Source organism: Psychromonas sp. (genome assembly GCF_041586535.1).
Classification (GTDB): Bacteria; Pseudomonadota; Gammaproteobacteria; order Enterobacterales; family Psychromonadaceae; genus Psychromonas.
The window spans coordinates 1-11,813 of sequence record NZ_JBFGZY010000130.1 but is presented as its reverse complement, the minus strand read 5'-3'; the positions used below and the strand labels follow the sequence as shown (position 1 = coordinate 11,813).

Here is an 11,813-nt window from a genome sequence, read left to right as displayed (position 1 = left end):
CTCAACAGAAAAGTCATGAAGGTGCGAAAACATATGAGAGGCCAGAGGTAGCTCCTCAACTTGAGCCCGTATATAAGCCAGCATCTAACTTTGTTTGTAATTTCTTTTTGACATACGGCGGGAGTCCATATAAGACCCTAGCGCCGTTCGCAACTGGTACAGCCGCGGCAGGCTGAGCGGGTCGATTTATCCAGGCGTGCCCGCTGAATTTTGCAATAAGCTTTTTTTAAGGCTCGCCGGCCGGAGAACCAGTTGTCCGCACGGCTTTGTATTAAATTACCCGTGAAACGTTTTAATAGTTCTTTGCGGTATTGCTCGATAAAATTGCTATCGAATCCGATTTCAAAATATAAGAAGGCTTCTTCAAGGGTTGAGAAACTGCTTAATTTGTCTTGCAATTTATTTTCAATGTTCGGATTTTTCACAAATTAGCCCTGTGCAATATTTACCTGTTTAACGGTTTGCTGACTTTGCATCTTGCAGTATCATGGGCATAAGTATGTCATATTTTTCAGATTCCCACTAAGCCTAGTTTATTCAATAAAAGCAGCATGGTAAAGGTGACGGCTAAACCTATAATGCCAATTATTACCCCTACTTTAAGCATTTGTGTACTCTTAATTTCGCCTGAGGCATAGGCTAATGCGTTTGGCGGGGTACTGACTGGAAGTGACATGCCTAAAGATGCAGAAAAGGTTACCGCAAGAATTAGTACCACCTGTCCCCCAAAAGGCAGTAAGGATTGCATGGACGCACCTAAGGCTGCGACTAAGGGTAATATCAGGTTGGCGGTGGCTGTATTGGACATAAAATTTGCCATTAATAAGCACAGAAAAGAAGCGCCGATAATCAGTAACAACGGATGAAAAGTACCGAAGGGAATTGTTGACACCACATGCTCTGCCAAACCGGATTCATCCAGTGCGACGCCCAACGCTATACCACCTGAAACCAACCATAAAACATCCCATGAAATATTTCTTAAATCATCCTTAGTGATAATTTTAAATGTCGAGAATACCGCGACGGGGATCATCGCGATAACATAAGAGCTCATGCCGTGAATTCCACCCAGCAGCCATAATAAAATGGTCAATATAAATGTGGCGTAAACTAATATCGCTTTTGGTGTTTTTAAAAATTTACCTTCAATATCAAGTTGTACCGTTTGTCTCGTTGCCGGAAAAAGATGATTTAATAATGCCCAGGCGATCAGCAGCATAATGGCTACAAACGGTACGCCTATCGCCATCCATTCAGAAAAGCTGATACTGTATTCATCCACTAAATATTTTAATGCAACGGCATTCGGAGGCGTACCGATCGGGGTGGCAATACCGCCGATATTAGCGGCAACAGGAACCGACAAAGCAAAGGCGACCCTTGCGCAGTCTTCTTTATCAAATAAGGCCAAAACCGGCACCAAAATGGATAACATCATAGCGGTTGTGGCTGTATTGCTCATAAACATGGAAAAAACAGCAGTAATAAGCATAATGCCAAGCATCACATTCTTTGGACGCTGACCAAAAGGATGTAATAACACCCGGGCCAGGTTTACATCTAAGCGATATTTAGTTGCCGCCATCGCTAAAAAAAATCCGCCTAGAAACAGCATAATAATAGGCGAGGCAAAGGTGGCCATAATGGTATCCTGGGTGAGTAATTGTCCTTGGATTTCCGGGTGTTCGTTGGTTGTAAACCACAAACCATGATCAGAAATCAGCAACAATTCAAAAACAATAATTAAGACTGACGTGGCATAGATAGGAATAGGCTCTAACACCCAGCATAATGCCGCCATAACAAAGATCGCTATAACGCGCTGCTCAACCTGAGTTAATCCCTCAATGGGAAAGCTGGTTACAGGTAAAAAAAGAATGAGAACAGGTAGGATAACAGGCAGAATATACTTTAAATGGTTTTTTATCATGGCAAATTCCTTTCGCAGCAGAAATTCCATTTTGCAATACCAGGAATTAAAGAAAGTGCTACCGATCATAAAAGCTGCAATTAACCCGGCCCGGCCTTAAAAAAGGCTGAACAGATCACTCTTACTAGGGGGGAGCTTGGATTTGATGCGGTAGTTTATATACCCATGTTACTTCAAGGTGCAAAATCAGTAAGCCAAATTGTTTTTAGACCCTAGACATAAAATTGAAGTATCATGGGTGTAAGTAGGATGATATTGCCCTGACATTTGCACTCGCTTATAAGATTGCTCGGATTCGCGAATAGTAAGCGTGGAAATTGTTACCAACTGAGGTGTAGTGGCACAAACCACCTTGTTAAGTTCTCTGTAAATGTGTTACTGATTGAAATCAGTGGGCTTAATAGGTATCTGCTAAGCAAAATTTGCAATACCCAAATAATAAAGCTTTCAACCAGGTGTAGTTTGTTTAAAATTAATGGGAACAGTACAGCCTGCCTGCTGTGGAATTGTTTTATTTTGTTGTAGAATCTTTCACTGGAAGATGGTGCTTACAGATTATTATCCGAGGGCAGTTTTTGCAAAATTTACCCGGTAATGTCAACAGCTGAACTTTACCATCATAATGTTTTTACAGGGGTTAGGAAGAGGGCTATGAAAGAGAGACTACGGATACTTCTGGTTGAAGATGATCACAGACTTGCACGTTTGACTCGAGACTATCTGGAATTGCAAGGTTTTGAAGTCTTGATTGAAGCACGGGGAGACACAGCACCCGAGCGAATTCTCACAGAAAACCCCGATCTGCTTATTCTTGACCTTATGCTCCCGGGACAAGACGGTCATGCAGTTTGCCGGGCCGTCAGATCTAAATATCATGGCCCCATCCTGATTCTGACCGCTCGTGAGGATGATATGGAACAGGTCGTCGGCCTTGAACTTGGGGCTGATGATTTCGTAAAAAAACCAATACAACCTCGGGTACTGTTGGCACGTATCCGAGCCTTACTGCGCCGGGTGGAAAACAATATTAGCTCGAATAATTCCAACGAAATCCCCCTTCATCAGCCTGAACAGACTATCCATTTCGGCGAATTGAGAATCTGTCGTTCCTCCCATGTTGCTTTTATGGATAATGAACCAATTGAATTGACCACCACTGAATTCGAACTACTTTGTTTTCTGGCAGCCAATGCCGGCAAGATACTTGTTCGAGAAGAAATATTTTCTGCTTTACGAGGTATTGATTACGACGGTCTGGATCGCTCTATCGATATTACCATATCACGGTTGCGCAAAAAACTTGAAATTGATCCATCAGAACCGAAGCGGATAAAAACCATCTGGCGACAAGGGTATTTATTTGTCAAGGATGCCTGGTGAAGCAATATGAATAGAATTTTCATCATAATATTGCTTTAAAAGACCCCCCTATACCTATTCTGAGCAGATACAGATTAACAAATTTGTATGGAGCATATTTTGATACTTTGCCTGCTTATGTAGAATGACTGCAAGACATAAGATCAGCCTTGTATACCCATGTTACTTCAAAATGCTTTGTCAGGCACGAACTTGGAAATCAGAGCAAGGCGCAACATGAGGTAATGGTTACTCCCTTTTCGATTGGTGCAACGCAGCACTGGTTTTCGAGCTCGCGCCCCGTAGGGCAAGGGAAATTGCACCAATCTGCTTTGTTATAAAATCTCTCTGTAGAATAACTAGACTTCAATTTTATGTCTGGCATCTCGGCACAATTTGCCTTGCTGACTTTGCATCTTGAAGTATCATGGGTATATACCAACTTAAGTAAGTAAATGATCTAATATTGCGCAGCGAAAATTAATGAGAACAAGGCGTTTGATTGAGTGATAGCAGGCTATTGGGATTGAAAACAACGCAGTTATCGTTAATTTTAATCAGCAAGATGGATTAGATATTTACTTAGATTGGTATTACTACTATTTACCGGCACGAATAAATCCACCCAGCCCCTTTTGTTCCAGATAATCGGTAAAAATGGTGCGGATATCTTTACCATTTTTTGCCTGTAATGCCTGCTCGACACATTCTTCCAATTCAAAACGCGGTAGGGCATTAATCAAATACTTTATCCGGCCTATATTATAGGAATTCATACTCAGTTTGTTATAACCCAAACCGAGCAAAATTAACGCCCCAATCGCATCACCAGCAAGTTCACCGCAAATACTCACTTCTAAATCATAACGATGACAGTTATCAATAATTATTTTCAGGGCTTGTAAAACTGCCGGATGGTAACTATCAAAAAGAGAGGCCACCCGACTGTTATTTCTATCCACAGCTAATAAATATTGGATCAAGTCATTGCTGCCAATGGACACAAAATCGATTGTTTCTGCCAGAGCCGGAATCATAAAAATAGCTGCGGGCACTTCAATCATCACTCCGATTGCAGGCATCGGGAAAGCTTCCGGGCTATAGCCTAATTCAAACTTAATTTCATTCCATGCTTGTGTGATCAATCGTTTGGCTTCATCCACCTCTTCAATAGAGGTGATCATCGGCAGCATGATGCGTAAGTTCTGGTGCTTTATACCCGCCTTTAACATAGAGCGGATCTGCACTAAAAATATTTCCGGATGATCCAGAGTTAAACGAATCCCCCGCCAGCCAAGAAAAGGATTATCCTCCAGGATGGGGAAATAGCTTAGCTGCTTGTCCCCGCCAATATCCAGGGTGCGCATAGTGACAGGTATATCTGCATACTGATCCAGTAGCAACTGGTATGCCTGAAATTGCTCCTGTTCGGTAGGAAAAGAATCGGTCAGCATAAAAGGTAACTCGCTGCGGTATAAACCTATTCCCTCGAAATGACCCGATATCGTTGTATGCTGGTTAGCATTTAAGCCGGTGTTCAGCAGAATAGCAATCGGGTGTCCGTCAGTGGTAACCGCTTTCTCTCTCTGGTCTGAGTCAACCAGTTTTTTTAATGCATTCTCTTCAGCAAGTACAGATTCATAATGGATTACCAATGCCGGCTCGGGAAGCAGAATTGCAAGGCCTGCAAAACCATCGATAATTAAACTTTTCTGATGAATATTATCTAAAGAAAACTCTACTCCCATCACAGCGGGAATACCGAGGGCGCGTGCTAAAATAGCTACATGTGAACTGACCCCACCCTGCACTGAAACGATACCCTGCAATTTCTCACTGGGAATACTGGCCAGCATAGACAGGGTCACCTCTTTAGCCACCAGAATCAGTTTATCGGGTAAATTCAGATCATCATCAACCTGTTGGGTCAGATGGTATAACAACCGTTGTGCAACATCGCGGATGTCTGAAGAGCGCTCTTTTAAATAAGGATCACTCATCGCATCGAACTGTTTAATGTAAGACTCTGCAACCACTTTAATCGCACTGGCGGCACTTAGATGCATTTCATTAATTTGCTCGCGAATGGCATTTAAAAAGGTTTTATCTTTTAAGATATGCGAGTAAATATTAAACAGGGAAAAAGCGTCTTTAGATACTTTTTCTTTCAGTGTTAATGCCAGATTAGAAAACTCATCCGCACACTTAGTAACAATCATCTCAAAGAGCAGCAGATCTTTACTGGGCGAATGGCTTTGTTCTACATTAACTTCCGCTAAGGTCAATACCGGACGAACCACATAAGCATCTGCTATCGCTATACCGCCACTCGCCGGGCTACCCTGCAGGTGAATTGATGCGCTGGGCTGATTTAATTTTTTCGCATCTAAGCTAAATGGCTGCAGCAGTACGCTGGCCAGATGCATCGCTAGCGTGACCAGAAAGGACTCTTCTAACTCACTGAATAAGCGCGGTGTTTTTTGCTGTACTGCTAACACGCCAATGATTTTTCGGCGGTGGATGATAGGCGTACCCAACAACGAATTAAAAAATTCTTCGCCGCTGGTCGGCAGATATTTATAATTGGGGTGTTCGGATATTTTGGCGATGTTTAAAGGCTCTTCCTTAGCATGGATTAAGCCTATAATACCTTCGCCAAACTTAAGATGAGACAGCCCAACAACCTCACTTGCAAGCCCCTCACTGGCAATTAAATTAAGTTGTGAGTTAACATCGTCAGTAATATAGATAGAGCAGCAATCGACCTGCATGGTCAATTTAGTCTGTTTCACCAGTATATCCATTGCGTCGGTTAAATTTTTCGCATTTCCAACCTGCTCTACAATGTCGCGCAACTGACTTAACATGTAACCTTCCTTCCTAAGAAAAAGCTGTCTTATCTATTTTTGTAAAATGATGCTCTACGAGGGCGTTTGTTCCTTTTCTTTTCAGAGCTGTTTTTCATTAAAGAAAAAGCAACTGCAGAAAACTCTTTCAGTGCATGACGGTAAACTTCACACTTAAAAGAGACCACCTGGCGAACGGGGTACCAATAGCTTACCCATCTCCAGGCATCAAACTCAGGATTACCGCACGCCTCAAATTCAATTTGCCTATCGTCTGAAATCAATTGTAATAAAAACCAGCGTTGTTTTTGCCCGATGCAGACCGGATTCGGAGAATCCCAACGTACCAGCCGTTTGGGTAATTTATAACGTAACCAATTACGGCTGGTTGCTAATAATTTAACGTGCTCAGGTTTTAAACCAACTTCTTCGTACAACTCCCGATACATAGCTTGTTCAGGCGTTTCCCCATCTTTAATCCCCCCTTGAGGAAATTGCCATGAATGCTGTCCAAATCGTTTAGCCCATAGAACCTGTGCATTCTTATTACAGATGATGATACCTACATTTGGACGGTAACCGTCAGTATCAATCACTAAAGCGCCTTTTATAAAGTTATGATCCATTATTTAGATGTTTTTTAAATAATGAATAGAAATTTAAGTAATAGTGCATTCTTTCACAGATTATCTTTTCCATCAATTCGTTAAACTGAAAATTGTCGGTTATCTGCCAAGGTAAATTCCTAATAGATAAATTATGTTGTTACATATCCACGAAAACTGTGCATAACTTTGTGTATAATAAACTTCCATTATACCAACAGATCTTTTTTTTATCTTAAAAGATCCGAAAGAATCTTCGTGGCACATTAATTAATCTATAAATAACATACGGTTACACAAATCATGATTGACTATGAAATTAGTCTCTGTATTTAGATCCAGTAGTATTAATTCACAACTGGATGTGTATATTTTGCTAGTTTAAAAAACAGACATTTCCAATATTCGTACACTTTTCAGCTTAAATATTGGACATTGATCGGTTAATAAAAGTCGATTTGATGTGATGACTTTATTTTTTAAGCGATTTGCGTGTTAATATTCAGTTATCCACTATAAAAGTGGATAACTCTGTGTAATGAATATGGTAAAACATGAATAACCCTGAATAAGCAAGGGGAGAATATAATGGCACCCAATACGCCCCCCCGCTCAACCGCCGAGCTGCTCAGCCGATGTGAAGCAATCGCCGGCTACTGTCTGGCAGAACTTGCCGAAATGGCCAACCTGCCGATGGCTAAAGATTTACGCACCAATAAGGGCTGGGTCGGGCAGCTGATAGAATGGCATTTAGGCGCCACGGCCGGCAGCAAACCGGAGCAAGACTTTAAACACCTTGGTATTGAACTAAAAACAATTCCTATTGAGCAAACTGGAAAGGTACTGGAAACCACCTTTGTCTGCAGTGCACCGATATTGAATACCAGCCAACTGACCTGGGAGAACTGCAATGTGCGTAATAAGCTCAGCAAAGTGTTATGGGTACCGGTGCAGGGTGAGCGCTCTGTCCCCCTTGCCGAGCGCATTGTCGGTAACAGCTTTTTGTGGTCTGCTGATGCGCGACAAACAAAGCTGTTAAAATCGGACTGGAATGAAATAATGGAAAAAATTGCGTTGGGGAAAATTGAATCAATTACAGCCCGCGACGGGCAGGTTATGCAGCTAAGACCCAAAGCAGCGAACGGTAGATGTTTAACCGATGCTTTCGGAACCGAAGGACAACTTATCAAGGTGCGCCCGCGCGGTTTTTATTTGAAAAAAGCGTTCACCCAGTCAATTATTGAGCAAGAGTTTGATCTCAAATAAATAACACAATATAATCTGTCTAGAATTTAATCTGTTTTTGCAGTAAATTGAAGGTAAATTTAAAGGAGTTAAATATGCCAATAAAGAAACAATATTTAAAAAGTAAGCCTCAGGTAAAAGTTACATTCGAAATAGAAAAGGAAGAAGCTTTAGGCGCTAAAAGCATTGTTTTGCTTTCCGAGCACAACAATTGGAATGCGATTGAACTTAAAAAATTCAAAAATGGCAAGTTTAAAGTGACTGAAAACATTCCCACGGCAGATCATGATAGCTTCCAGTTTATCTACATTGCCACTGCAGATGAAGGTAATGAGTTCACTATATTACCAGCAGATGCAGATGCCCTTGTTGATAACGGCATGAATAATGGTGGCAAAAACGCACTATTGCAGATAGCGCTGTAATTTTCCTTGGACAAACTATAAAAAACCGCTGAAAGGCGGTTTTTTTATAGTTGTATAGCATTAAGCAGGATAGTTTGCAGCCTTGACATAAACTTGTAATTGTTGTCCCGGCTGAATATATTTTTCTTTATGCAGACCATTCCAGCGTACCAAATCCGCTGTTTTCACTTTAAATTTTGACGCAATTTTAATCAGTGAATCCCCCGCACGAACCTTATAAGTAAGACGTCTGGTATTGTTATCGGAGTTTGATTTAGTGTGCCAGACCGTTAATTTCTGTCCTAAGCGTAATGTATTTTTAGTGTTCAGAGTATTCCATTTACTGATCTCCTTAACCGTTACATTAAAGTTACGACTAATATCCCACAACGTATCACCTTCAACCACAGTGTAGATAGCTTTGCTTTTTCCTTTGTTAGCGGTCGTTTTCTGACGTTCAAATCGTTGTGCCTGACTGTACAGATGATCCTGCTGAGATTTACTGGCAACCGGAATTAATAACGGCCGGCCAATTTTTATCAGTGAGCTGTCAAGGTCATTCACCTGTTTTAACACATTTACCGTCGTCTTATTTTTCTCGGCGATGAGACCTAAGCTGTCGCCGGCCTGAACAGTATATCGGGACCAGCGTACACGTTTATTCTCTTCCAGTTTAGCCAGCTGCTGACTGAACTGTTCGGCTGTTTCTGTTGGTATAAGTAATTTATGCGGGCCATCGGGAGAGGTTGCCCAGTTATTAAATGCGGGATTTAATAACTGCATTTCAGCAACAGATAATTCGGCTAATTCTGCCGCATAAGCAAGATCCAGCTGAGATTCCGTATCAACGTAAGCAAGTACCTGCCGGTTTTCTATTACCGGCAATTCAATACCGTATTTTTCATGGTTACGTAAAATATCCACTAAGGCCAGCAGCTTAGGCACATACTCCTGAGTCTCTCTGGGTAGCGATAAATGCCAGTAGTCTGCCGGTTTATTTTGTTTTTTATTAAGGCGTACCGCCCTTTCCACCCGCCCTTCGCCGGAATTGTAGGCAGCCAGCGCATATAACCAGTCCTGATCCAAATATTGATGCAGTATTTCCATATACTTTAAAGCGGCCTCAGTTGATGCATACACATCGCGGCGACCGTCATACCACCAGTCCTGTTTTAAACCAAATCTATCTGCCGTCCCCGGCATAAACTGCCATAATCCGGAGGCACTACTGTGAGAATAAGCGAAGGGGTCAAAAGCACTTTCGACAACGGGCAACAGGGCTAAATCAAGCGGCAGGTTTCTTGCTTCAAGCTGCTCAATAATCAGATATAAAAACGGCTCGGCACGTTTTGAAACTTTTGCCAGGTAATTTGGCCGCTTCAATAGAGACTCCCGTTGTTTAGCAATGCGGGTATTGTCCGGTACGGAAAATTCAAACCCTTCTGCCAACTTTAACCACAGGTTTTCATAACTGCCGGGATCGGATTGCAGGTCACTTAGATCGGGCACCTCCTGTTCTTTCTCGACATCAATTAAGATGCTTTTTTGAGGCTTTTTGACAGCAACAGATGCTTGCTCAGACGATGTTAAATTACCGTTAGTTGTACAGGCCGCAACAAAAAGCAAAATAAAAAATGAGAGAAAAAATTTCATTAAAATACCACCCGCAAAAAATAATCCCGCCATTCTAGCTTAATTTTCAGTAAATACCCGTGTAAATTAAAAATCATTTTTATAATTACGTAACGCTGCGAAACAACTGAGCGGATCGCGAATCTCTTCCCCCAGATGCGCCTGCAGATTATTGATAACGGTTTGTTGATCACAGCGCAGGAAGGGATTAATCGCTTTTTCCAGACCGACAGTTGACGGAATAGTGGGCAATCCCTGCTGCCGTTTTTTACTAACCTGCTGTATATAATTTAACAAAGCCACATTTTTAGGCTCGATATGGTGTGCAAAAATAAGGTTGTTTTGCGTATATTCGTGAGCACAATAGACTTTTGTCTTATCATCCAAATCAGCCAGACGCGACAAGGCGGAAAACATTTGCCCAAAACTGCCTTCGAATACACGCCCGCATCCCCCGGAAAAAAGGCTGTCCCCGCAAAATAACAACTGCTTATTATAAAAAGCAACATGGTCCAGGGTATGACCGGGCACCTCCATTACCTGCAGCGAAAAGCGACCGTCAAAAAAGCTTATAGTATCTCCTTCAGCTACCAATTGACTGCTCTGAAACATTTTATTTTTACTGTATATTAAGATGTTTTCATCCTGCGCAATTAATGTCTGCACACCACCGGTATGATCTGCATGGTGGTGAGTTAATAATATTGCATCAATAATTAATTGTTCATTTTCAACTAGCAGCAAAACCGGCGCGGCATCACCCGGATCGACAATGATACAATGTTGGCTTTGACTATCTTTGATAAGCCAAATATAGTTATCTTGAAATGCTTTAATCGTGATTACATTTACCATGAGATAATCCCTACTTAATTTAACCTGGAGTGACTTGACGTATGAAAGCTGCTAAAACGTCTCGGATTTCCCCCCCTCTTGAGCATTGGCGACAATTGCCCAATGGAGAGGTACTGCTTCAACAAACGCAACAGCGTATTGATGATTATCTGCCGCGCTGTTTTGGTTACCATCTGTTGAAATTAGGGCAGCTAAGTTGTCAGATAAACACCTCAAATTCAACTATATCTCACCAAATAAACTGTGCAAACAATGGCAGTGACCTTAATCTGCTGGCTGATTTAAATCATTTACCACTGCAGGATTCGACGATAGATCTGTGTATTCTTGCCCATGAATTAGACTTTTCAAGTGATCCTCACCAATTATTACGCGAAATAGATCGTGTTTTGACACTCGATGGCAAGCTAATCATCAGCGGTTACAACCCGGTCAGCTTGTTCGGAATAAATACACTCATTCATCCCAAAAACCCCAAAAAGGCCCGCCTATTTCTCCCGACAAGGGTAATAGACTGGCTGCATTTATTAGGTTTTGAAATTCAGCAGAAACAGCATTTTGATTTTCTATCGCCCAATTTAAACAGCACCAGCTCATTATTTATTGAAGATCTCGGGCAACGCTACCTGCCTTGTTTCTGTAGCGTTTATTTTATTATTGCTAAAAAAACCTGCATCCCTATGACGCGGATTAAATCCCCTTTTCAACTAAAAAGAAAAATAATCCCCTCGCAACCTGCTGCAACAAGAAATCATTATTCCAAAAAGAACAAGTAATACCAATCAGATTAATTATCTGATCATTTATGCTTGTTAAAATAAATGCTAGCTTCGTTATTGATTTTGCAATTAGAACAACTAGTTACTGCAATCAATGCCTCGCTTTCATTTATTTTTCTGACGCCTAAACAGATCATTTAATTAATCCAATTGGT

10 protein-coding genes are annotated in these 11,813 nt (G+C 41.5%); 4 read left to right on the top strand and 6 right to left on the bottom strand.

The genetic code is table 11. The features are described from left to right. Positions 1 to 137: 137 nt before the first annotated feature. Together ABZA00_RS13775 and ABZA00_RS13770 are read right to left on the bottom strand one after the other, a co-directional pair. Positions 138 to 425, bottom strand: coding sequence for a nitrogen fixation protein NifW (locus tag ABZA00_RS13775; RefSeq protein ID WP_372882734.1), 288 nt, complete (start codon positions 423 to 425; stop codon positions 138 to 140). An 86-nt stretch (positions 426 to 511) separates the two neighbouring features. Next, positions 512 to 1,933 (bottom strand): DASS family sodium-coupled anion symporter, encoded by a 1,422-nt coding sequence (locus tag ABZA00_RS13770; protein ID WP_372882733.1) that lies wholly within the window; start codon positions 1,931 to 1,933, stop codon positions 512 to 514. A gap of 651 nt (positions 1,934 to 2,584) precedes the next feature. Here ABZA00_RS13770 and ABZA00_RS13765 point away from each other — a divergent pair. Next, complete coding sequence (locus ABZA00_RS13765; RefSeq protein ID WP_372882732.1) at positions 2,585 to 3,313, top strand: winged helix-turn-helix domain-containing protein; 729 nt, start codon at positions 2,585 to 2,587, stop codon at positions 3,311 to 3,313. Positions 3,314 to 3,891: 578 nt separating this feature from the next. Here the strand turns inward: ABZA00_RS13765 and ptsP are convergent. Both ptsP and rppH read right to left on the bottom strand, forming a co-directional pair. Next, positions 3,892 to 6,159 carry a phosphoenolpyruvate--protein phosphotransferase gene (gene ptsP / locus ABZA00_RS13760; protein WP_372882731.1) on the bottom strand — a complete coding sequence of 756 codons (2,268 nt, stop codon included), beginning with the start codon at positions 6,157 to 6,159 and terminating at the stop codon, positions 3,892 to 3,894. A 29-nt stretch (positions 6,160 to 6,188) separates the two neighbouring features. Then, positions 6,189 to 6,734 carry an RNA pyrophosphohydrolase gene (gene rppH / locus ABZA00_RS13755; RefSeq protein ID WP_372882735.1) on the bottom strand — a complete coding sequence of 182 codons (546 nt, stop codon included), beginning with the start codon at positions 6,732 to 6,734 and terminating at the stop codon, positions 6,189 to 6,191. Positions 6,735 to 7,331: 597 nt separating this feature from the next. On the opposite strand from rppH, the gene mutH reads away from it, so the two are divergent. After that, a complete protein-coding gene (mutH, locus tag ABZA00_RS13750) occupies positions 7,332 to 8,009 on the top strand; it encodes a DNA mismatch repair endonuclease MutH (RefSeq protein WP_372882730.1) in 678 nt (225 codons plus the stop codon). A gap of 74 nt (positions 8,010 to 8,083) precedes the next feature. Next, positions 8,084 to 8,413 carry a hypothetical protein gene (locus tag ABZA00_RS13745; RefSeq protein ID WP_372882729.1) on the top strand — a complete coding sequence of 110 codons (330 nt, stop codon included), beginning with the start codon at positions 8,084 to 8,086 and terminating at the stop codon, positions 8,411 to 8,413. Positions 8,414 to 8,473: 60 nt separating this feature from the next. On the opposite strand, the gene ABZA00_RS13740 is transcribed toward ABZA00_RS13745, so the two are convergent. Beyond that, entirely contained in the window at positions 8,474 to 10,045 is a 1,572-nt protein-coding gene (locus ABZA00_RS13740) for a LysM peptidoglycan-binding domain-containing protein (protein ID WP_372882728.1), read from the bottom strand. Between the two features lie 66 nt (positions 10,046 to 10,111). Continuing rightward, complete coding sequence (gloB, locus tag ABZA00_RS13735) at positions 10,112 to 10,879, bottom strand: hydroxyacylglutathione hydrolase (RefSeq protein WP_372882727.1); 768 nt, start codon at positions 10,877 to 10,879, stop codon at positions 10,112 to 10,114. Between the two features lie 41 nt (positions 10,880 to 10,920). Here gloB and ABZA00_RS13730 point away from each other — a divergent pair, with 41 nt between their 5' ends. Then, positions 10,921 to 11,655, top strand: a complete 735-nt coding sequence (locus ABZA00_RS13730) for a class I SAM-dependent methyltransferase (protein ID WP_372882726.1) — start codon at positions 10,921 to 10,923, stop codon at positions 11,653 to 11,655. Positions 11,656 to 11,813: the final 158 nt, after the last annotated feature.

What these genes read in the sequence shown, in the direction of transcription:
- ABZA00_RS13770 (WP_372882733.1), bottom strand. Translation starts at nt 1,933, where the DNA reads ATGATAAAAAACCATTTAAAGTATATTCTGCCTGTTATCCTACCTGTT.
- ABZA00_RS13765 (WP_372882732.1), top strand. Translation starts at nt 2,585, where the DNA reads ATGAAAGAGAGACTACGGATACTTCTGGTTGAAGATGATCACAGACTT.
- ptsP (WP_372882731.1), bottom strand. Translation starts at nt 6,159, where the DNA reads ATGTTAAGTCAGTTGCGCGACATTGTAGAGCAGGTTGGAAATGCGAAA.
- mutH (WP_372882730.1), top strand. Translation starts at nt 7,332, where the DNA reads ATGGCACCCAATACGCCCCCCCGCTCAACCGCCGAGCTGCTCAGCCGA.
- ABZA00_RS13745 (WP_372882729.1), top strand. Translation starts at nt 8,084, where the DNA reads ATGCCAATAAAGAAACAATATTTAAAAAGTAAGCCTCAGGTAAAAGTT.
- ABZA00_RS13740 (WP_372882728.1), bottom strand. Translation starts at nt 10,045, where the DNA reads ATGAAATTTTTTCTCTCATTTTTTATTTTGCTTTTTGTTGCGGCCTGT.
- gloB (WP_372882727.1), bottom strand. Translation starts at nt 10,879, where the DNA reads ATGGTAAATGTAATCACGATTAAAGCATTTCAAGATAACTATATTTGG.
- ABZA00_RS13730 (WP_372882726.1), top strand. Translation starts at nt 10,921, where the DNA reads ATGAAAGCTGCTAAAACGTCTCGGATTTCCCCCCCTCTTGAGCATTGG.